Source organism: Rhodobacter sp. P1_C2, assembly GCF_056406375.1.
Map to the genome: position 1 here is coordinate 156142 of NZ_JBFUAG010000004.1, position 19398 is coordinate 175539.

Genomic DNA, 19398 nt, shown 5'->3' on the forward strand with positions numbered 1-19398 from the left:
CAGAAAAATCGAGGCGGCCAGATCGATTTTTCGGCGAAAAATCGTGCCCCGGCGGTCAGAACCACTGGCCCGGTTCCATCAGCCCCAGATCCATCAGCTGCTGGCTCTTCCAGGTGAAGGGCGTCGAATTGTGCCAGCGGAAGGTCTGGATATCGAACCGCGAGCCGGCGTTGCTTTTCAGTGCCTTGGCGGTGCGAAAGCTTGCCACGGCAGTGGTGATGTTGTGGTGCCAGGGGCAGGCGTAGGTGTTGTATTCCTCGTCCGAGAAGGTGTAATCCGGCCGCAGCAGCAGCCCGGGCTTGGCGCGGAACAGGCAGATCCGGTCGATCTTGCGCCGGGCGGGCGGCACATGTTCCTCGAACCGCCAGCGCAACCCGCCGAAGAAATCCAGCTGGCGCTCCTTGGGGTAATTGTGGTTGGCCGCATCCGGCCGCCCCAGCGCGTAATAGCCCGACCGGTCGAGATGGGCGCGGTCCAGCGAGACGGCATTTGGGAAGGCCTCCAGATCGTCGGCATAAAGATCGACGACATAGGACAGCACCGCATCGCGGCGTTCCTCGGTGTGGAAGGCCAGCGCCTCGCGGATGTTGCGTGTCTCGCAGAAGGGGTGGAACAGATATTCGGCATTGTAGCAGTAGTAGAACCAGATCCCCGGCGCCGCATCCGCCACCCGGTTGACCGCCGACATCATCGCCTGATCGGCCAGCGCGTCATAGTCGATCCGGTGGATGCGCGGCTCCAGCGCCGGTTCCAGCGGCACCGAAGGGTCGGTGAGCAGCAGGACCTGGACGAAGCCCGCCGCCAGGTGGTGGCGCAGCGTCGATCCGACCTCGACCGCGTCCTCGGCCAGGATGATCGCCACCGGCCCCTTGGCCAGCGCCGCCTTGCCGTTCTCCAGAAAGTCCTCAAGCGAAGGGTAGTGCATCAGTCATCCCGTGGTCTTTGCGCCAAGGTCTCGCAAGGGCGCGCGTAACGCAAGAGGGTGCGGGCCGACCCCGGGGGCCGGCGTTGCCAAGACCGCGCGCTTGGCGTATGGGCTGCGGGGTCCCCAACATCCGTGCCCCCATGTCCGACCCCAAGAAGCTTTTCATCAAGACCTACGGCTGCCAGATGAATGTCTATGACAGCGAGCGCATGGCCGAAGCCATGGCGCCCGAGGGCTATGTGATGACCGAAGTGGCCGAGGAGGCCGATCTCGTCCTTCTCAACACCTGCCACATCCGCGAGAAGGCGGGGGAGAAGCTCTATTCCGACCTTGGCCGGATGCGCCCGCTGAAACAGGCGCGGCCTGACATGAAGATCGGCGTGACCGGCTGCATCGCACAAGCTGAAGGGGCCGAGATCATGCGGCGGATGCCGCTGGTGGATCTGGTCGTGGGCCCGCAGGCCTATCACCGCCTGCCAGAGCTGACCCGCAAGGGCGGCAGCCCGGTCGACACCGACTTTCCCGCCGAATCCAAGTTCGACCTGCTGCCCGAACGCCAGGGCCGCCGCGGCCCCACCGCCTTTCTGACCGTGCAGGAAGGTTGCGACAAGTTCTGCGCCTTCTGCGTCGTCCCCTATACCCGCGGCGCCGAAACCAGCCGTCCGGTGGACCGCGTGCTCGCCGAAGCGCGCGGCCTGGTCTCGCGCGGGGTGCGGGAAATCTCGCTTCTAGGCCAGAATGTGAACGCCTATCACGGCCAAAGCGCGGGGCGCGATCTTGGCCTTGCCCATCTGATCGACGAACTGGCGCAGATCGAGGGGCTGGAGCGGATCCGCTACATGACCAGCCATCCCAATGACATGACCGAGGATCTGATCGCGGCCCATGGCAGCCAGCCCAAGCTGATGCCCTATCTGCATCTGCCGGTGCAATCCGGCTCCAACCGCATCCTGAAGGCGATGAACCGCAAGCATACGGCGGAGGGTTACCTGCGCCTGCTCGACCGGTTCCGCGCGGCGCGGCCGGATATCCTCTTCTCCTCCGATTTCATCGTGGGCTTCCCCGGCGAGACCGACCAGGACTTCGAAGACACGCTGAACCTGGTGCGCGAGGTCGGCTATGGCGCCTGTTTCACCTTCAAATACTCGCCCCGTCCCGGCACCCCGGCGGCGGAGAAGCCCGAACTGCCCGCCGCGGTGGCCGATGCCCGGCTGCACGCATTGCAGGCGCTGATCACCGAACAGCAGCGCGCCGCGCAGGAGGCGATGGTGGGCCGGCAGACCACGGTGCTTTACGAAAAGCCCGGTCGCTTGCCGGGGCAGATGGTGGGCAAGTCCGAACATCTGATGGCCGTCCATGTCGCCCATCCGGGCGCCCAGGTGGGCGACCTCGTGCGGGTGAGGATCACCGGCGCCTCCAGCAACTCCCTCGCGGCGGTCCCGGTCGGCTGAGAGGCTGATTCTCTGCCCGGTCAGACACGACGGCGGCCCTCGCGGCCGCCGTTCGGCTTTCTGCCATATTTTGTGGCGGCGGAGGATTTCTAATTGTGGCGAAAATGCGGCCAGACGTTTCCAGACTCGCGCCAATCGGGTAGCATGAGGGGCTCTGGTGCCGTGACGAGGACAATTAACCTGTAAATTCAAGCGCTTAGTCTTGTTTATGCTTTACTTCGGGCCGGGCTCAAGGCAATTCTGTGTCAAGAACGCGGCATGGGGCGCGGTCTATTGGTACAATTTCAGGAGGCCTTGGCTGTGGAACGTTTTTCCAGCGCTTTGAGGATGGCGATAGGGGCGGGGGCCCTGTCGGCTGGGCTCTTCGGCGCGAATATGGCGATGGCGCAGGGGGTTGCGGTGCAGCAACCGCCGCAGGTCGCCGGCAAGATCAATTGGGGCATCTGGGTCGATGACGACGGCTGCATGCATTGGTGGGCGGATGGCGGCCTGGAAGGCTATATGCTGGACCGCGTCAATCCCAAGACCGGCCGGCCGGTCTGCCTGGCCAAGAACACCTGCCTGACGGCGAACACCGACACGCTGTTTGCCACCGACTCGGCCCAGCTGACAGCGGAAGGCCGTCGCCGCCTGACCGCGTTTTTCCAGAATGCCGGGGCCTTCGGCTATGCCATCTATGGCCATACCGACAGCCGCGCTTCGGATGAATACAACATGAACCTGTCGCAGCGCCGCGCCAAGGCGGTGGGCGATGTCGCCCGCTCGGTCGGCGGCGTGGTCGAACGCCAGCTCGGCTTTGGCGAGCGCCACCCGATCGCCTCGAACGCGACGGCGGCGGGCATGCAACAGAACCGCCGCGTCGAAGTGGTCTGCTATACCTGGGGGCAAAACTGATGCGCATGGTTTTCCTCACCGGGGTTCTGGCGATCAGCACCCTGTCGGCCTGCAACGACCTCGCCCCCTATGCAGCGGGTCCGAACGAAGTGATCGCGACCGCGCATGACACCGGCGTGGACGGCGGCGCCCTGCGCGACAGCCAGGCCGCCATCGCCTATGACCCCGATGGCTGCCAGGGCTGGATCATCGACGACGGGGCCGAAGGCTACTCGGGCCGCCGGTACGATCCGAAATCCGGCCTGCCGGTCTGCAACAACCTTTATCCGCCGGGCACCGTGCTGGGGGATTACCGTCGGCAGAGCCCGGACATTCCGGACTGGGTCCCGACGAACTGACTCCAGTGTATTTCAAGAGTGCCAAGGGGCCGCAGCACGCTGTGGCCCCTTATTTATTGCCGCTTTGGCCGGTGCGGCACCCCCTCGCCGCCTTGAAGACTTTCCCGCCGCGCCTATTTTGTAATCGTAATGTCGCACCCTTCAGCAAGTGTGAGCCTGCAAGCCAATTCCGTACTGGACTCACAGGCCTTGCAGGGCCAGACTTGGGATACGGAACTACAGATTGCGGACGACCTGAAAACTTCGACTGAATGTAGCACCAGAAGGAGAGCCCATTGGGCATCAGCGCGCTGACCCCCCCGACCCGTCCGGAAGACATCGTGGAAACATTGGTGGAATTTCCGGATAATCGCCTCTTGATCGAACTGTGCGGCGAATTTGACCGCAACCTCGCACAGGTTGAACATCAGACGGGTGTGCATGTGTTGCGACGTGGCAATCGGCTGGCGGTGATCGGTGACCGCGCTGCGCGCGAACAGGCCTGTGCCGTGTTGCGCGGGCTTTATGCCCGGCTTGAGGCTGGCAAGCATATCTCGGCCGGCGACATCGACGGCTCGATCCGGATGGGCCGCCCGGCCAGTGACGTCGTGCGCCCGATCGGCGACCAGATCGAGATGTTCCAGACCGGCGCGATGGAGATCCGCACCCGCAAGAAGGGGGTCGAGGCAAGGACCGAGGCGCAGAAGAACTATGTCGCCAACCTCTTCGCCAATGAAATGGGCTTTGGCATCGGGCCTGCGGGCACCGGCAAGACCTATCTCGCGGTGGCGGTCGGCGTGACCATGTTCATCTCGGGCGCGGTGGAAAAGATCATCCTCAGCCGCCCCGCGGTCGAGGCGGGCGAGCGTCTGGGCTTTCTGCCCGGCGACATGAAGGAAAAAGTCGATCCCTACATGCAGCCGCTCTACGACGCGCTGAACGATTTCCTGCCCGCCAAGCAGGTGCAGAAGCTCCTCGAAGAAAAGCGGATCGAGATTGCCCCCCTCGCCTTCATGCGCGGGCGCACGCTGTCGAACGCCTTCGTCGTGCTGGACGAGGCGCAGAACGCCACCTCGATGCAGATGAAGATGTTCCTGACCCGTCTGGGCGAGGGCAGCCGGATGGTGATCACCGGCGACCGGACCCAGGTCGACCTGCCGCGCGGCACCGCCTCGGGCCTGGCCGAGGCCGAGCGCATCCTGAAGGGCGTCAAGGGCGTCAGCTTCAACTACTTCACCTCGAAAGACGTGGTGCGCCACCCGCTGGTCGGCCGCATCATCGAGGCTTACGAGGCCGACGAAGCCCAGGGCTGAAATCGGCGCTGAGATCGGCGCTGAAATCGGCTGAATGTTGGAAAACTGCAGGATGAGGTGGCGAAAGCCGCCTCATTTTGTTTTGTCCTGTTGGAATTGTGCTTCCCAGAAGGCGGGGGTGGTCAGGGCGTCAAAGCCCTCGCGCCAGATCTGCTGCCGGCGGCGATGTCCCGTAAGGAGGCGCAGCACATTGCCCGCGCCGCGCAGGGCCTGGCGCAACAGCGCCGCTTTGTTCTGCCGCACCGTCATGATCCTTTTGCCCGCGGCATCCAGATAACTGATCTGGCTCGCCCCCAGCGCCGGGCCGAAGCGGCCCCTTTGATCGGGGCGCAGCGTGACGTGATTGGCGAAGGCGGCGTAGAAGGGCAGGAACAGCCCGTTCAGCGTGGCCAGCAGCAGAAGCCGGGTCAGAGGGGCCTGCGGGTTCAGCCTTTGCCGGGTCGGGGGGGCCTCGGTCAGGGTGCGCCAGACCTCCTCCCGCGCAAGGGCTGCGATCTGGGCGCGGCGCTCGGCAAGGTCGGCATGGCTCGCGAAATAGCCGGGGCCGCGCAGCACATCCTCGATGGCGAGGTTCAGCGCCTGCATCGAATCGGCATGGTGCTGCAACAGGCTGCGCCCGAAGAAGATCATCGCGATGCGGGCCAGCTGCCAGCGGCTCAGCGCCATCTTCGGCAGGGCGAGGTGCTGGATCAGGTGGTTGCGCAGCTCCAGATACAGCGTCAGCGCGCCCTCCTTGGCGGCAAAGTCCCGATCCTGAAAGCAGATCACCCCCGGCAGGCTGACCGGGCGGAAGGGGTTGGACAGCGAAAAGGCAATGTCATCGCCGCGCACGAAGAAGGGAAAGGGGTCATGGCGGACCGCGGCAAGCGGGAAGGCCAGAAACCAGAAACCGGCGTAGAAGTTGAAGGGTTTCTCCCCGGCCTCGCTGGCCAGCAGCACGGAGGCGGCGGCAGAGGTCAGGTCGAGGCCACGGTGCAACGGCCGGCAGATCTGCCGGAAGGTGGCGCCGCTTTCGAAGATCCGCGTCGGATCGGCGCCTTGCGTCAAGCCGCCATAGACCGCCGTGGCCGGGTCCGTCGCATGGGCGAGAAACGCCCTGACCCGCGCAATCGCGCCCATGTCGATGGCGGCATCGTCATCCATGAAGATCGCATGGCTCGCGCCGAGGGCCCGCGCCTCCCGCAGGCAGCGGGCAAAGCCGCCCGCGCCGCCGAGGTTGCGGCTGGGGATCACGGTGACGCCATCCATCGCGGGTAGGGTCAGGCTTTGGCCATTGTCGACCACGACCAGATGCAGATCCGGCTGGCCCCTGGCGAAGGCGGCAAAGCGGGTGGCAGAGGCCGTCACCGCAGCCTCGCGTTGAAAGGTGGTGATGCCCAGCACGATCTTCGGCTGGTGCAACGGCGGATCAGCCGTCAGCCAGTCCGCCGCCGCAAGATGGCCCGGGGTCAGGGCGCGCAGGCCAAGCGCGAGGGTGGGGGCATCGGCCAGAAGGGCAGGGGCAAGGTCGATCACCGGGCTTTCGGCCAGATCGACCTCCACCGTCAGCAGGGTCTGCGCCCGGGGGCCAAGGCCACGGATCGTCAGCTGAAAGCGTCCCTGACCGCGCAGCGCCAGCCGCAGATCGCGCAGGCCGCAATGCTGCCGCCAGATGGCGAGGGGGAAGAGGTTGAAGGCCGTGTCGAAATCGACCACGCCGCCGGGTTCAAAATCAACGCCTTGCCCGGCCAGCTGCGCCAAAGGCCCCAGCCGCAGGGTCAGCCGCGGGTCCGGGCACAGCTGCGGCGCGGGCCAGAGCAGGGCTTGCAGCAGGGTCAGGCCGGGCGTGGTCATCCGTTCTGCCTGAGGCCGGCTCAGGGCATCAACTGGCCGCCGTTCACCTCGATCACCTGGCCGATGATATAGCCCGACAGCGCCCGGCTGGCGAGGAAGAGGTAGGCGCCGGCGCAATCCTCGGCCAGACCAAGGCGGCCCTGCGGCACGGTGGCGAGGTTGGCGGCGAGCTGCGCGGCAGAGGAATAGCGCTCGTGGAACGGCGTCGTGATCACGCCGGGCGCCACGGCATTGGCGCGGATGCCGAAGGGGATCATCTCCTTGGCCAGACCCCGGGTCATGTCATGCACGAAGGCCTTGGAGGAGCCGTAAAGCCCGGCCCCGCCCGAAGCCCCGTTGCGTGCGGCAATCGAGGTCGTGTTGATGATGAAGCCGCTGTCATCCCTGGCCGCCGCCTTCAGATGCGGGATCGCCGCGGCGGTCGCCACCACGACCGAGCGGGCGTTGAGGTCCATGATCTCGTCATAGTCCTTTTCGGTCGCATTCTCGTAGGTCACCCGCCGCACCATGCCGCCGGCGTTGTTGATCAACCCGTCGAGCTTGCCGAAGGCCGCCACCGCCTGATCCACCGCCGCCCGCGCCCCGGCCCCGGTCGAGACATCGGCGCGGATCAGCGCGACCCTGCCGCCCGCAGCGGTGATCTCGGCCGCCAGCGCCTCGGCGGCCTCCTGGCTCGCGTTGTAATGCAGGCCGACCAGCGCGCCCTGCGCGGCAAAGGCCCGCGCCGTGGCCGCCCCGATCCCGGTGGAGGCGCCGGTGATCAGCACCGCCTTGCCGGCGAGGTCGGGGATCTTCAGTCCGGCGAAGGAAGCCAAGGTCATGATGCAGCCCTTTCCTCAAGGCGGGTTTCCACGGCAGCGATGGCGGCTTTGACCGCCTCGTCCACCGTCATTTCGGATGTGTCGAGCAATATGGCATCCTCGGCCGGGCGCAGCGGCGCCTCGGCGCGGGACATGTCGCGGGCGTCGCGCTCCTGCACCTCGGCCAGGACCTGCGCCGCATCGCCGCCAACCTCAAGCCAGCGGCGGTGGGCGCGGACCTCGGCGCTGGCGGTGACGTAAAGCTTCACCTCGGCCTCGGGGCAGATCACGGTGCCGATATCGCGGCCATCGAGAACGGCACCCCCCGGCGCGCGGGCAAAGCGGCGCTGAAATTCGGTGAGGGCGGCGCGCACCTCTGGCAGGACCGCGACCCGGCTGGCCGCCTGCCCCGCGGCAAGCGAGCGCAGGTCGGGCCGGGTCAGATCCTCGGGCGCAAGGGTGCTTGCGGCGGCGACCGGATCGCCGCCCTTCATGCCGACGGCACGGTACAAAAGCCCGGTGTCGAGATGGGCAAAGCCGAAACGCCGGGCGATCTCGCGCCCGATGGTGCCTTTGCCGGCTGCAGCCGGGCCGTCGATGGCGACCGTGAAGATCATCGCGCGCTCCTGTCGGAAGGTGAGCCTAGGACGCCCGTGGCCGCCCGTCAAACTGATGGCGTCAGCGGCGACGCCAGGCCTGCCAGGTTGCATAAAGCGCCAGCGCCAAGGCCAGGGCCAGGGCCACGAACTTCGCCTGGGTGAAGCCCGAGGCCACGCCGACCGGCCCGGCCTCCACATCCAGCCCCAGCCGCAGCACCCGCGCCACGGCGACATTCTCGGCCAGATCGAAGATGCCATAGGCCAGCGCCGGCAGGAACCAGAGCTGGCCGCGCCCGCGCAGCGGCAGGCAAAGCGTCAGCGTCAGAAGGATCGGAAACACCGTATCCGCCAGCCGCCCCCAGCCAAGGTAAAGCGCTGTTCCCGCAGGGGAAAGCACCGCCATATAGGCCCGCGCCTCCGCAAGGTCATAGCCGTCGAACCGCAGATCGAAGGGCAGCCCACCCGAGGCCGCCGCCACGAGGTGCGGCACGACATCAAACGCCAACAGCGCGAAAACCACCAGGGTGGCGAGGGCCAGGGCCCAGTTCAGAAGCCGCATCTCATCCTCAGCTTTCCGGCCTTGCGGTCAAAGCGCCCCATGCGAGAGGCTGGCGCCCAGCCCGGTCATCAGGCTTTCGAAAATCGGGAAAGAGGTGACGATGGGCGAGGCGTCATCCACCGAGATGGGCTTTTGCGATGCCATCCCGGCGACAAGGAAGCTCATCGCGATCCGGTGGTCGATATGGGTCCGGGCCGTGGCCCCGCCCGGCATGCCGCCCGCGCCCATGCCGTGGACGATCAGCGTGTCCTCATCTTCCTCGATCGTGACACCGCAGGCCTCGAGGCCCCGCGCCATCGCGTCGATCCGGTCGCTTTCCTTGACCCGCAGCTCCTTGACACCGCGCATCACGGTCTTGCCCGTGGCGAAAGAGGCCACGACCGACAGGATCGGATATTCGTCGATCATCGACGGCGCACGTTCCGGCGGCACCTCGATCCCCTTCATGTTGCCACTGAACCGCACCCGCAGATCGGCCACCGGCTCACCGCCTTCGGTGCGCGGGTTCTGGAACTCGATCTCGGCGCCCATTTCGACCAATGTCAGATAAAGACCATTGCGGGTCAGGTTCTGGCTGACCCCGGGCACGAAAATGTCGGAATTTTCGACGATCAGCGCCGCGCAAACCGGGAAGGCGGCCGAGGACGGGTCGCGCGGCACCGCCACCGTCTGCGGCCGCAGCTCGGGCTGGCCGGTCAGGGTGATGACATTGCCCTCGGCGGTCTTCTCCACCGTCAGCGCGGCGCCAAAGCCCAGAAGCATCCGCTCCGAATGGTCGCGGGTCGGTTCCTTCTCGATCACCACGGTCTGGCCCGGCACGTTCAGCCCGGCCAGCAGGATCGCCGATTTGACCTGGGCCGAGGCCACGGGCAGCGCATAGCGCACCGGCACGGCATTGGCCGCGCCCACCACGGTCATCGGCAGACGGCCGCCCTTGCGGCCATAGGCCTGGGTGCCGAACAGGCTCAGGGGATCGGTCACCCGCCCCATCGGCCGCTTGCGCAAGGAGGCGTCGCCGGTGAAGGTCGCGGTGATCGGCGTGGTGGCCATGGTCCCCATGATCAGCCGCACCCCGGTGCCGGAGTTGCCGCAGTCGATCACATCGGCAGGCTCCTGAAAGCCGCCGACACCCACGCCCTGCACCGACCAGGCGCCCGGCCCATGCTGCACCACCGTCGCACCAAAGGCCCGCATCGCCTTGGCCGTGTCCAGCACGTCCTGGCCTTCCAAGAGCCCGGTGATCGTCGTCTCCCCCACCGCCATCGCGCCGAAGATCAGCGCGCGGTGGCTGATCGACTTGTCCCCCGGCACCGAGGCCATGCCTTTCAGCGGGCCGGATTTGTGGGCGGTCATCGGTTGGGCGCTGCCGTGGGCGGACATGGGGGGCTCCTCTCGTTCCGCCCGCCTGATAGCGCAAGCAAGGAACAGGGTCCACCCTCCAGCAGTCACAAGCCGGTGCCTCCCAGAGCAAACCGGCCAAACCCAGCCCCACTTGCTCTTTGCCCAAATACTCCCGCCGGAGGCGTGGCCCGAGCCGGTTGGCCGCAGGCCAGAGGCGAGACAAAGACCTGCGCGAAAGCGCGCCTTTGTTTCAGCCGTCAGTCCCGGCGGAAGGTCAGGTAATGCGGCGCGCGGCCCTCGCGCAGGGCTTTTTGCTCGTAGCGGGTCGAATACCAGTCGGTCCAGGGCGTGCTGCCTTGGTCGATCAGGGTGAAGCCGGCCTGCGGTACCTCTTCCAGGGTCTGGCGGACGTAATCGGGAATATCGGTCGCCACGCGGAACTCGGCCCCCGGCACCAGCACGCGGGCGAGGGCGGCGAGGTAATCCGGCGTCACAAAGCGCCTGCGGTGGTGGCGCGCCTTGGGCCAGGGGTCGGGGTAGTTGAGAAAGGCCTTCTCCACCCCCGCCGCGGGCAGCACCTCGAACAGGTCGCGCACATCGCCGGGATGCAGGCGCAGGTTGCTCACCCCGGCCTTGCGGATCTTGCCCAGCAGCATCGCGATGCCGTTGACGAAGGGCTCGGCGCCCAGCAGCGCGACATCGGGATAGGTCTCCGCCATATGCACCATATGCTCGCCACCGCCAAAGCCGATTTCCAGCCAGAGCGGGCGCCCCTGCCGCCAGGGCTCCATCTCGACCAGGCTGCGCGAAGGGTTCTCCTCGCGCGTCACGCCATGCAGGGTCATCGGGCCGAGGTCCTCGGCCAGGTAATCCTTCTGGCTCGCCCGCAGCGTCTTGCCCCGGATGCGGCCATAGAAATTACGCCTTGCGGGGGCGGCATCGGCATCGGGTTCGGTTTCGCGGGTCATGTCACGCCTCGTTTCTGCGAGGGGCCGGATAGTCCCCCCGGGTGCGGCGCGTCAAGCCGTCTTCGGACTTGACGCCGGCCCCCGCCAGGCCGGATCCTGCTGCGGGGAGGACAAGCCATGCCCGCACCACGCCGAAACCTGACCCTGACCGCCGCCCATGTCGCCGCCGTCCACCGCGCGGTGCCCGACACCGGCCCGCCGCCGGGCATGGTGCTGCAGACCGATGCCGATTATGCCGCCTGGGTCGACCGCATCCTGGCCGAGCATCCCGCGCCGGAGCGTCCGACAGCGCTTTTCGCCTATGGCTCGCTGATCTGGAAGCCCGAGATCCCCCATACCGGCGAGGAAGCCGCCCGCGCCCGCGGCTGGCACCGGTCGTTCTGCCTGCGGATGATCCGCTTTCGCGGCACGCCCGAACAGCCCGGCCTGATGATGGCGCTGGACCGTGGCGGGCAATGCGGCGGCATGCTTTACTCCCTGCCGCAGGACGATCTGCCCGGCCAGCTTGACCGGCTCTTCCGGCGCGAGTTCACCATCAAGCCGATCAACACCATGCCGCGCTGGATCACTGTCGAAACCGCCGCAGGGCCGCAGCCCGCCCTCGCCTTTGTGGTCAACCGCGCATCGCCCGCCTATGCCGCAAGGCTGAGCGCCGAGGACGTGGCCGAGGTTCTCGCCCAGGCCTGCGGCCATTGGGGGCCGGGGGCGGAGTATCTTCTGAACACCGTCACCCATCTGGAGGCCAAGGGCATCCACGACCGCCATCTCTGGCAGTTGCAACAGCTGGTCGCGGCGCGGATTGCGGCGCAGACGGGCGTTCAGGCCGAGGTTCAGCCGCGGCCGCGGTAGGGGGCCACGCCCTGATCGGGGATCCAGACGCCCTCGGGCGGGGCGCCAGTCTGCCAGAAGACATCGATCGGGATGCCGCCCCGCGGGTACCAATAGGCGCCGATGCGCAGCCATTCCGGGTCCAGCAGCGCCACCAGTTTCTTCGCGATGTCGAGCGAGCAATCCTCGTGGAAGGCGCCGTGGTTGCGGAAGCTCGCGAGGTACAGCTTCAGCGACTTCGATTCGACCAGCCAGTCGCGCGGCACATAGTCGATGACGATATGGGCGAAATCCGGCTGCCCGGTCATCGGGCAGAGCGAGGTGAACTCGGGTGCGGTAAAGCGCACGACATAAAGCGTGCCGGCATGGCTGGCCGGAACCCGCTCCAGAATGGCCTGATCGGGGCCTTCGGGCATCGTGGTCGCCTGGCCAAGCTGGGTCAGGCCGGAAACATCGGTTTTGGACATGGGGCAGCCTCGCGCCGGTTTGGAATCCGGGCCTGCTGCCTGAAAACCCGGCGCTTGGCAAGTGTTCCGCAGGGGCAGGCGCCAGGTCTGGTCCCAGATCAGGCGCCTGGCGGCATGGTGGCAAAGCGGGGCAGGGCGGGGTCGAGATGGTCCCAGACCTGCGCCCGGCTGTGATAGGCCACGAATTGCGGCTGGTAGAGCGAAGGGTCGTCCAGCGAGGCGGCGCGCACCGCGAAGAGGCCCGGCTGCGCCTCGAAGGTGCCATAGACCGGGGTGCCGCAGCTGGGGCAGAAGGCGCGGGTCTTGACCGTGCCGCTGTCGCCGCGCATCGGCCAGAAGCTGGCAGCCCCTGTGACGGTGACCGCGTCGGAGGGGAACAGCACATGGCAGGCATGGCCGGTGCCGCTGTCCTTCTGGCAGTCGAGGCACTGGCAGGCCACCATGACCAGGGGTGCGGCGGCGGCGCTGTAGCGCAAAGCGCCGCAGAGGCAGCCGCCGGTGATCGGGAGGGTCACGGACTCATGCATGGGGCACCGCATCGGCATCGCGCGCCGCCTCGTTCAGGCGAGGCATCAGGGTGACCCAGCCCTTGCTCATGTTCTCATGCGCGAAGGCGTTGCGCGGCAGCTCGAAGCCGGCGTGTTCGACCTTCAGCCGCGTGCCGGTGGCGGTGGGCGTCAGCGTCATGGTGACCGTGGTCGACAGGCGCGAGCCGTAGCCGACATTGCCGTCATCGCCGCCCTCCCAGCTGTAGACCAGCCTTTCCCCGGGCAGCACACGCAGCACGCGGCAGCGGATCGTGCCATCCCAAAGCCCCGCGGGCTTGGTGTGGAAGGTAAATTCCTGCCCCTCCACCGCGGCAAAGCCCTGCGGCGGCATCATCCAGCGCGCCATCAACGCACCCTCGGTCAGGGCGCGCCACATCAGGGCGGGTTTATGGGGAAAGTCTTCTTCGACGGTGATCGTGGCCATCTGGTCAAGCATCGGAAGCGTCCTTGGGTTCAATGGGGAAATCTTGTTGCGGGTCAATCTGTTGCAGCAGGGCACGCAGATCGCCGAAGCTCTGGCGCCAGAACCGGCCGTAATGGTCGAACCAGGTGGCGAGCGGGGCGAGGCCCTCTGGCGTGGCGCGGTAATGCACGTTCCGGCCCTGCGGGCGTTCGGCCACAAGGCCCGCGAGCCGCAAAGCCTTCAGATGCTGCGAGACGGCGCCTTGGGTCACACCGCTGCCCTTGGTCAGATCGGCCACGGTCAGCTCTGGCGCCTGCGACAGGCGTTCGTACAGCGTGCGCCGCGTCGGGTCGGCCAAAGCGCGCATCAGGGCGGAGAGGGTGGGGTCCTGGATCATGGCAGAATCATTAGCATCGGCTAATCAATGAGTCAATGCTAATGCATAAGGCCCGCAAAAAGCCCGCGTCCTTGGCGGAACGCGGGCTTTGAAACGTGGGTTTCAGGTCGTGTCAGACGGCTTTCTTCAGCGCATCGACCAGATCGGTGCGCTCCCAGGAAAAGCCGCCGTCCTCGGTCGGCGCGCGGCCGAAGTGGCCATAGGCCGAGGTGCGGGCATAGATCGGCTTGTTCAGACCCAGATGGGTGCGGATGCCGCGCGGGGTCAGGTCCATGCAGGTGGCGACGGCGGCCTCGATGCGGGCCTCCTCGACCTTGCCGGTGCCATGGGTGTCGACATAGATCGAGAGGGGCTTGGCCACGCCGATGGCGTAGGAGACCTGCAGCGTGCAGCGGTCGGCAAGACCTGCCGCCACGACGTTCTTCGCCAGATAGCGCGCGGCGTAAGCCGCCGAGCGGTCCACCTTGGTCGGGTCCTTGCCGGAAAACGCGCCGCCGCCATGCGGGGCGGCCCCGCCATAGGTGTCCACGATGATCTTGCGGCCCGTCAGGCCCGCATCGCCATCCGGCCCGCCGATCACGAAAGTGCCGGTCGGGTTGACCCACCATTCGGTCTTCTCGGTGATCCAGCCCGAGGGCAGGACCTCGCGGATATAGGGCTCCACGATCGCGCGGATATCGGCGGAGGACTGGCTTTCATGCGCATGCTGGTGGCTCAGCACGATCGACATCACCTCGACCGGGACGCCGTTTTCATAGCGCAGGGTCAGCTGCGACTTGGCGTCCGGGCGCAGGGTCGGCTCGGCGCCGGATTTGCGCGCCTCGGCCAGACGGCGCAGGATGGCGTGGGAATACTGGATCGGCGCCGGCATCAGTTCCGGCGTCTCGCGGCAGGCATAGCCGAACATGATGCCCTGATCGCCGGCACCGTCGCGGTCAACCCCTTGGGCGATATGGGCGGATTGCTTGTGCAGGTAGTTCTGCACCTCAAGCGTGTTCCAGTGGAACTCGTCCTGTTCGTAGCCGATGTCCTTCACACAGGAACGGACGATCGTATCCACCCGCTCCATCATGTCGGTCAGCGCGGCGGGGTCCGACAGGCCCACTTCACCGCCGACCACGACACGGCCCGTGGTGGCAAAGGTCTCGCAGGCGACGCGCGCATTCGGCTCGACCGTCAGGAAGGCGTCCAGAACCGCGTCCGACACGCGGTCACACAGTTTATCGGGATGCCCCTCTGATACGGATTCAGAGGTGAAGACATAGGACTTGCGCGGCGAGGACGAGGTCATGGGGGAAATGCTCCGTTTGATGATCCCTGTCACGCCAGGAAGCCGTTGTGACAGTTCGGGGGCCAGCGCTAGACCGATTGGCCGGGGGCGTCAAGCGGAAGGGGAGGATTGTCGGCGTAACGCCAGAAGGGCGAGGGCTGCCAGCAACAGAAGGGCCGGGATCTCGCCCCAGCGGGCATAGGGCGGGGCGGGCAGGGCGCCAGGCAGGGCCACGTCAAGGAAGCCTTGCGTGCCGAAGGGCAGGGCGGCGGTGATCCGGCCACGCGCGTCGATCATCTCGGTCACGCCGGTATTGGCGGCGCGGGCGAGGGGCAATCCCTGCTCGATCGCGCGCAGCCGCGACTGGGCGGCGTGCTGGAAGGGACCGGAGAAAGTGCCAAACCAGGCGTCATTGGTGATCTGCAACAGCCAGGCCGGGCGCTCCGTCCCGCGCAGGTCCTGCGGAAAGACCGCCTCGTAGCAGATCAGCGGCAGGACCTTGCCAAGCTTCTTGCCCAGATCGAGCACCTTCGGCCCCGGGCCCGCCGTATAGGCCTGGCCGGTGCGCGCGGCAAAGGCACGGATGCCGAACCAGTCATAGGCCAGATCGCCCAGCGGGATATATTCGCCAAAGGGCACGAGGTGGTGCTTGTCGTAGCTGGCAAGCTCGACCCCACCCGCGCCATAGACCTTGAGGCTGTTGAAGCCGCGCACATCGGCGCCCGCGTTCTCGACCCGCTGCATCCCCACGACGACCGGCGCGCCATGTCCGGCGGCGGCGATCATCGCGGGCAGCTCGGGCGCATCCTCGACCAGATAGGGCAGGGCGGTTTCCGGCCAGATCACCAGATCGGGCGTGACGGGTGGCTGCGCGGTCGGAGCGGCGGCGGTCAGGGTCAGCAGCCGGTCAAAGAAGATCTGGGCATGGTCGGGGTCCCATTTGGCATCCTGCGGCGCATCGGGCTGGACAAGGCGCAGGGTGACGCCGGGCGAAGGCGGCGCGGGCTGGCCCAGGGCCCAAAGCCCATAGGCCCAACCGGCGGCGATCATCGCCCCCCCGGCCACAAGACCCGGCCAGCGCAACCGGCTGGCGAGTGCTGCCGCGGCAAGGGTCAAGAGGGTCAGCCCGAAGGGGCCGACCAGGGCATCGACCTGCGCCACGGGGGTATCGATCCAGAGATGGCCGGGCAGCGCCCAGGGAAAGCCGGTCAGGATATAGCCGCGCAGGAACTCTGCCGCGGTCAGGCCGGCCACGAGGCCCGGCGCGCGCCGCGGCAAGAGGGCGCCAAGACCGAAGCCCAGGGCCCAGAACAGCGACAGGCCCGCCGCCATCAGGACCAGCGCGAAGGGCGCCATCCAGCCATAGGTCGCGGCATCGACCATGAAGGGCTCGACGATCCAGTTCAGCCCGAGGCCGAAATAGCCGACCCCGGCACACCAGCCAAGCCAGGCGGCCTCACCCGGGCGGGCGGGCGTGGCCAGCCGGATCAGCAGCGCCAGGGCCGCGAGCGCAAGCCACCACAGGCCGAAGGGTACCAGTCCCAGCGCCATGGCCACGCCAAGCGCCCCGGCACCAAGCGCGCGCCGCCAGCCGGGAAAGCCTTGCCGCATCAGGGCGCCTTGGCCACGGCGTCATCTTCGGCCGCATCGCCGGCCTGGCGCACCCCGGCCCAATCGGCGGCAATCGCCTTCAGCGCGGCCTTGTCGGCGGCAGCCTTCTCGGCCGCGGCCTTTTCGGCGGCGCGTTCGACGACTTCGGCGGCGGCGGCGGCAGAGACCGCGCTTGGCAGCCGGACGCGGACCCGCTTGATCCGCCGGGCATCGGCATCGACGACCTCGAACTCGACCCCGCTTTCATGCGGCACGATCTCGCCCCGCGCGGGCATCCGCCCGGTGCGGATCATCACCAGACCGCCGAGCGTGTCGATCTCCTGGTCTTCCTCGCTGGTGCGCAGGGGCACGCCGAGGGCCGGTTCGAACTCTTCCAGGGGCGCCGTGGCCTGGGCGAGGAAGACGCCGGGCCGTTCCTCTTTCCACAGCGTATCCTCGGCCTCGTCATGTTCGTCCTCGATCTCGCCGATCACGGTTTCGATCAGGTCCTCGATGGTGACAAGCCCGTCCACCCCGCCATATTCGTCGATGACCAGGGCCATATGGACCCGCTCGCGCTGCATCTTCTGCAAAAGCACCCCGACCGGCATCGAGGGCGGCGCATAGAGGATCGGGCGCAGAAGCTTGCGCAGCGAGAAGCGGCCGCCGGGGCCGAAGCCATGCTGCAGGGCGAGGTCCTTCAGCAGGATCAGACCCTGCGGGCTGTCCAGCGTGCCCTTGTAGACCGGCAGGCGGGAGAAGCCATGTTCGCGGAAGACCGCGACGAGGTCATCCTTGCCGATGTCCTGGGCCACCGCGACGATATCGACCTTGGGGATCGCCACGTCATCGACGCGCAGGCGCCGCAGGTTGCCCATGCCATGGGTGGTGGTGGTCTGCACGACCGGCGCGATGGTGTCCTCGGACACCGGCTCGGGGGCGGCGCGTTTGAAGAGGCGCCCCAGAAGCCCGCGTTGCGGAGGCTTGTCGGCTTCCGAATCGTTCCTGGCGGAAGTGGTCGTGTCGGGTGTGGCCGGCAAAGAAGAGGCCGATCCTTCGGTGCTACTGCCCATTGGTCCTGTGTCCAGAGTGGCCCTGCAAGAGGGTTATCGTCTAATATGGGTCAGGAAGACCCAGAGATGCAAGTATCCGCACCTCCAACCCCTCCATCCGCGTGGCATCGCCCTCGCGGACATGATCATAGCCGAGGCAATGTAACAGGCCGTGAATGACCAGATGGGTCACATGATCTGCCATCGGCTTCTCGGCCTCCGCCGCCTCGCGGGCGCAGGTCTCCCAGGCGAGGGCGATGTCGCCAAGGGATTCGGGGTCGGCAGGATCGCCTTCGCCGGGCAGCCAGGGCTCGTCGCCCTCCACTTCGGGGGAGAGGTCCTCGGCCGGCCAGCTCAGCACATTGGTCGGCGTGGGCTTGGCCCGAAACTCGGCGTTGAGCGTGGCGATGCGCGCGTCGTCGCAGCCCATGACGCAGATCGTGTATTGGTTCAGCGGCAGTTCCAGCTCGGTCAGGGTCGCCGTGACGGCACGGGTGGCCAGCGCCTCCAGCTCGAAGGCCTCCCAGCGGTCATCTTCAAGGACGAGGTCGACAAGGTTTTCCATGGCCGGCTGATAGCCTTTCGCGGGCCGAAGGGGAAGACGGCGCGGATGCAAGGGTCGCGACGGATCAATCCGCCTTACATCGGCATGCCAGGGTAAACCCCACACAGGGAAGGTCGGTTGCGTATGGCATGGGGCTGCAGGTTGGTCGCCATGGCTCCGCCCAGAAGCGCCATCTCCTCCGGTGGCACCGCTATGCCCGCAAGTCCGGCAGCACCGAAGTCAGCACATGCATAGGCGCGGAGGGTCCCACCCGATTGCGGGTGTTGCCGTCGCCGCCCCCCTATCAATCTTTGCGATAAGCCTGACTCATTTCGTTATTCTGTCCATACAGCTGAACTTGAATTGCGAGGCTGGACGGGATCATGGTTTCCGTCAGGCATCTCGGACCGCAGGAGTGGGCATTGGGGGATAGATCCGTTTCTCTGGCCGCGAAAGCGGCGATCGAAGCGATCCGTGAGCATCTGGCCCCTTTGGGATTTGTCGAAGGGCGCAACGGCGCGTTTCGTACACGGTCCCTGCCAAGACCCGACGGCTCTCAGCGTTCCGGCGCCCGTGTCTTCAGTGCCTTGACCGATGCGGAAATGGATGCGCTTGCCCGCACTCTGCCCTTTCCCGTGCCGGAACGGTCTGCCGCAGAGATCCCTCGAACCTTGCGGGATTTCTATGCCGTCGCCAATGGGATGGAGCTTTTCGGCCTGGCGATCTTCGGCGATTACTCCCGCGTCGAGCCAGCGGCGGCAGCCCCTGTCGGGCTCTACTATGGCATGATCGAGCGTCCCCCCGGCACGCCAAAGATGCATTTCGGGTTTGGGGCCATCAACGGCGCCTGGGCTGCCCAAGGTAAGCTCTATCTGGCCGAAGACGGCAGCGTGGACTTCCGGCACGGGGACACGGGTAAGGTCGGGGCGAGGTGGCCGTCCTTCGCGGCGTTTCTGCGTCAGGAGGTTACGCGCCAACTGAGGGTCCATGACCTGGCGGGCGATCTGCTGCCGGGAGAGGAGGCCTTGCCAGGTGACTGTCAAGACTGGGAGGACGTGAGCAAAGCCTTGGCCGAGCGGCGTCAGAGGGGCACTTTGCGAGATCGTGTGACGGGGCGGCTGCGCAAGCTCCTCCGCCTCTGACCCGCCTTCATGCTTGCCGCGGGGAGGGTTGTCGCCTGCCGCCCGAAGGCGACATGGCGTTGTTCTGCAGGGGCGAGGTCGACGGCGGGTTCATGGGTGGCGGACAGCCTTTTGCGCGGCGAAGGGGAAGATGCGGTGGACGGGCGGGGCGAATCGG

The 19398-nt window shown here is 66.9% G+C and carries 21 protein-coding genes and 1 riboswitch; of the genes, 6 read left to right on the forward strand and 15 right to left on the reverse strand.

Annotated features, from left to right (window positions below; genetic code table 11):
• Positions 1–55: 55 nt before the first annotated feature.
• Positions 56–925 (reverse strand): hypothetical protein, encoded by an 870-nt coding sequence (locus tag AC1DZT_RS07850; protein WP_478006063.1) that lies wholly within the window; start codon positions 923–925, stop codon positions 56–58.
• Between the two features lie 140 nt (positions 926–1065).
• Here AC1DZT_RS07850 and miaB point away from each other — a divergent pair, with 140 nt between their 5' ends.
• The 4 genes from miaB to AC1DZT_RS07870 all read left to right on the forward strand — a co-directional run bounded on the left by miaB (position 1066) and on the right by AC1DZT_RS07870 (position 4900).
• Positions 1066–2376 carry a tRNA (N6-isopentenyl adenosine(37)-C2)-methylthiotransferase MiaB gene (gene miaB, locus AC1DZT_RS07855; RefSeq protein ID WP_478006064.1) on the forward strand — a complete coding sequence of 437 codons (1311 nt, stop codon included), beginning with the start codon at positions 1066–1068 and terminating at the stop codon, positions 2374–2376.
• A 399-nt stretch (positions 2377–2775) separates the two neighbouring features.
• Entirely contained in the window at positions 2776–3270 is a 495-nt protein-coding gene (locus AC1DZT_RS07860) for an OmpA family protein (RefSeq protein WP_478006065.1), read from the forward strand.
• Entirely contained in the window at positions 3270–3608 is a 339-nt protein-coding gene (locus AC1DZT_RS07865) for a hypothetical protein (protein ID WP_478006066.1), read from the forward strand. The genes AC1DZT_RS07860 and AC1DZT_RS07865 overlap by 1 nt, the downstream gene beginning before the upstream one ends.
• Positions 3609–3883: 275 nt before the next feature.
• Positions 3884–4900, forward strand: coding sequence for a PhoH family protein (locus AC1DZT_RS07870; RefSeq protein WP_478006067.1), 1017 nt, complete (start codon positions 3884–3886; stop codon positions 4898–4900).
• Between the two features lie 72 nt (positions 4901–4972).
• On the opposite strand, the gene AC1DZT_RS07875 is transcribed toward AC1DZT_RS07870, so the two are convergent.
• The 6 genes from AC1DZT_RS07875 to trmB all read right to left on the reverse strand — a co-directional run bounded on the left by AC1DZT_RS07875 (position 4973) and on the right by trmB (position 11000).
• The gene (locus AC1DZT_RS07875; RefSeq protein WP_478006068.1) at positions 4973–6733 is read right to left on the reverse strand and encodes a glycosyltransferase family protein; all 1761 of its coding nucleotides are present in this window, start codon (positions 6731–6733) and stop codon (positions 4973–4975) included.
• A 20-nt stretch (positions 6734–6753) separates the two neighbouring features.
• Entirely contained in the window at positions 6754–7554 is an 801-nt protein-coding gene (locus tag AC1DZT_RS07880) for an SDR family NAD(P)-dependent oxidoreductase (RefSeq protein WP_478006069.1), read from the reverse strand.
• The gene (locus AC1DZT_RS07885; protein WP_478006070.1) at positions 7551–8150 is read right to left on the reverse strand and encodes a (d)CMP kinase; all 600 of its coding nucleotides are present in this window, start codon (positions 8148–8150) and stop codon (positions 7551–7553) included. The genes AC1DZT_RS07880 and AC1DZT_RS07885 overlap by 4 nt, the downstream gene beginning before the upstream one ends.
• Before the next feature lie 61 nt (positions 8151–8211).
• Positions 8212–8691: a hypothetical protein gene (locus AC1DZT_RS07890; RefSeq protein ID WP_478006071.1), complete on the reverse strand. Its 480-nt coding sequence runs from the start codon at positions 8689–8691 to the stop codon at positions 8212–8214.
• A 27-nt stretch (positions 8692–8718) separates the two neighbouring features.
• On the reverse strand, positions 8719–10071 hold the full coding sequence (gene aroA / locus AC1DZT_RS07895) for a 3-phosphoshikimate 1-carboxyvinyltransferase (protein ID WP_478006072.1): 1353 nt from the start codon (positions 10069–10071) through the stop codon (positions 8719–8721).
• 218 nt (positions 10072–10289) lie between these two features.
• Positions 10290–11000, reverse strand: coding sequence for a tRNA (guanine(46)-N(7))-methyltransferase TrmB (gene trmB, locus AC1DZT_RS07900; RefSeq protein ID WP_478006073.1), 711 nt, complete (start codon positions 10998–11000; stop codon positions 10290–10292).
• A 117-nt stretch (positions 11001–11117) separates the two neighbouring features.
• On the opposite strand from trmB, the gene AC1DZT_RS07905 reads away from it, so the two are divergent.
• Positions 11118–11849, forward strand: a complete 732-nt coding sequence (locus AC1DZT_RS07905) for a gamma-glutamylcyclotransferase (protein ID WP_478006074.1) — start codon at positions 11118–11120, stop codon at positions 11847–11849.
• Here AC1DZT_RS07905 and queF read toward each other — a convergent pair.
• From queF to ybeY, 8 genes are all read right to left on the reverse strand, one after another.
• Positions 11831–12295, reverse strand: coding sequence for a preQ(1) synthase (queF, locus tag AC1DZT_RS07910; protein ID WP_478006075.1), 465 nt, complete (start codon positions 12293–12295; stop codon positions 11831–11833). The genes AC1DZT_RS07905 and queF overlap by 19 nt on opposite strands.
• 98 nt (positions 12296–12393) lie before the next feature.
• Positions 12394–12810: a GFA family protein gene (locus AC1DZT_RS07915; RefSeq protein ID WP_478006076.1), complete on the reverse strand. Its 417-nt coding sequence runs from the start codon at positions 12808–12810 to the stop codon at positions 12394–12396.
• A gap of 4 nt (positions 12811–12814) precedes the next feature.
• Entirely contained in the window at positions 12815–13279 is a 465-nt protein-coding gene (locus tag AC1DZT_RS07920; RefSeq protein ID WP_478006077.1) for an SRPBCC family protein, read from the reverse strand.
• Positions 13272–13643 (reverse strand): ArsR/SmtB family transcription factor, encoded by a 372-nt coding sequence (locus AC1DZT_RS07925; protein WP_478006078.1) that lies wholly within the window; start codon positions 13641–13643, stop codon positions 13272–13274. The genes AC1DZT_RS07920 and AC1DZT_RS07925 overlap by 8 nt, the downstream gene beginning before the upstream one ends.
• Before the next feature lie 112 nt (positions 13644–13755).
• Positions 13756–14934, reverse strand: coding sequence for a methionine adenosyltransferase (gene metK / locus AC1DZT_RS07930; protein ID WP_478006079.1), 1179 nt, complete (start codon positions 14932–14934; stop codon positions 13756–13758).
• 8 nt (positions 14935–14942) lie between these two features.
• Positions 14943–14991, reverse strand: a riboswitch (SAM-SAH riboswitch).
• A gap of 33 nt (positions 14992–15024) precedes the next feature.
• Positions 15025–16524, reverse strand: a complete 1500-nt coding sequence (gene lnt, locus AC1DZT_RS07935; protein WP_478006080.1) for an apolipoprotein N-acyltransferase — start codon at positions 16522–16524, stop codon at positions 15025–15027.
• A complete protein-coding gene (locus AC1DZT_RS07940; protein WP_478006081.1) occupies positions 16524–17576 on the reverse strand; it encodes a hemolysin family protein in 1053 nt (350 codons plus the stop codon). Before AC1DZT_RS07940 ends, lnt begins: the two co-directional genes overlap by 1 nt.
• Positions 17577–17616: 40 nt before the next feature.
• Entirely contained in the window at positions 17617–18120 is a 504-nt protein-coding gene (ybeY, locus tag AC1DZT_RS07945; RefSeq protein ID WP_478006082.1) for an rRNA maturation RNase YbeY, read from the reverse strand.
• 362 nt (positions 18121–18482) lie between these two features.
• Here ybeY and AC1DZT_RS07950 point away from each other — a divergent pair, with 362 nt between their 5' ends.
• Positions 18483–19241 carry an SMI1/KNR4 family protein gene (locus AC1DZT_RS07950; protein WP_478006083.1) on the forward strand — a complete coding sequence of 253 codons (759 nt, stop codon included), beginning with the start codon at positions 18483–18485 and terminating at the stop codon, positions 19239–19241.
• Positions 19242–19398 lie beyond the last annotated feature (157 nt).

Coding starts and splice junctions, on each gene's coding strand:
- AC1DZT_RS07850 (WP_478006063.1), bottom strand. CDS start 925: ATGCACTACCCTTCGCTTGAGGACTTTCTGGAGAACGGCAAGGCGGCG.
- miaB (WP_478006064.1), top strand. CDS start 1,066: ATGTCCGACCCCAAGAAGCTTTTCATCAAGACCTACGGCTGCCAGATG.
- AC1DZT_RS07865 (WP_478006066.1), top strand. CDS start 3,270: ATGCGCATGGTTTTCCTCACCGGGGTTCTGGCGATCAGCACCCTGTCG.
- AC1DZT_RS07875 (WP_478006068.1), bottom strand. CDS start 6,733: ATGACCACGCCCGGCCTGACCCTGCTGCAAGCCCTGCTCTGGCCCGCG.
- AC1DZT_RS07880 (WP_478006069.1), bottom strand. CDS start 7,554: ATGACCTTGGCTTCCTTCGCCGGACTGAAGATCCCCGACCTCGCCGGC.
- AC1DZT_RS07885 (WP_478006070.1), bottom strand. CDS start 8,150: ATGATCTTCACGGTCGCCATCGACGGCCCGGCTGCAGCCGGCAAAGGC.
- AC1DZT_RS07890 (WP_478006071.1), bottom strand. CDS start 8,691: ATGCGGCTTCTGAACTGGGCCCTGGCCCTCGCCACCCTGGTGGTTTTC.
- aroA (WP_478006072.1), bottom strand. CDS start 10,071: ATGTCCGCCCACGGCAGCGCCCAACCGATGACCGCCCACAAATCCGGC.
- trmB (WP_478006073.1), bottom strand. CDS start 11,000: ATGACCCGCGAAACCGAACCCGATGCCGATGCCGCCCCCGCAAGGCGT.
- AC1DZT_RS07905 (WP_478006074.1), top strand. CDS start 11,118: ATGCCCGCACCACGCCGAAACCTGACCCTGACCGCCGCCCATGTCGCC.
- queF (WP_478006075.1), bottom strand. CDS start 12,295: ATGTCCAAAACCGATGTTTCCGGCCTGACCCAGCTTGGCCAGGCGACC.
- AC1DZT_RS07920 (WP_478006077.1), bottom strand. CDS start 13,279: ATGCTTGACCAGATGGCCACGATCACCGTCGAAGAAGACTTTCCCCAT.
- AC1DZT_RS07925 (WP_478006078.1), bottom strand. CDS start 13,643: ATGATCCAGGACCCCACCCTCTCCGCCCTGATGCGCGCTTTGGCCGAC.
- metK (WP_478006079.1), bottom strand. CDS start 14,934: ATGACCTCGTCCTCGCCGCGCAAGTCCTATGTCTTCACCTCTGAATCC.
- lnt (WP_478006080.1), bottom strand. CDS start 16,524: ATGCGGCAAGGCTTTCCCGGCTGGCGGCGCGCGCTTGGTGCCGGGGCG.
- AC1DZT_RS07940 (WP_478006081.1), bottom strand. CDS start 17,576: ATGGGCAGTAGCACCGAAGGATCGGCCTCTTCTTTGCCGGCCACACCC.
- ybeY (WP_478006082.1), bottom strand. CDS start 18,120: ATGGAAAACCTTGTCGACCTCGTCCTTGAAGATGACCGCTGGGAGGCC.
- AC1DZT_RS07950 (WP_478006083.1), top strand. CDS start 18,483: ATGGTTTCCGTCAGGCATCTCGGACCGCAGGAGTGGGCATTGGGGGAT.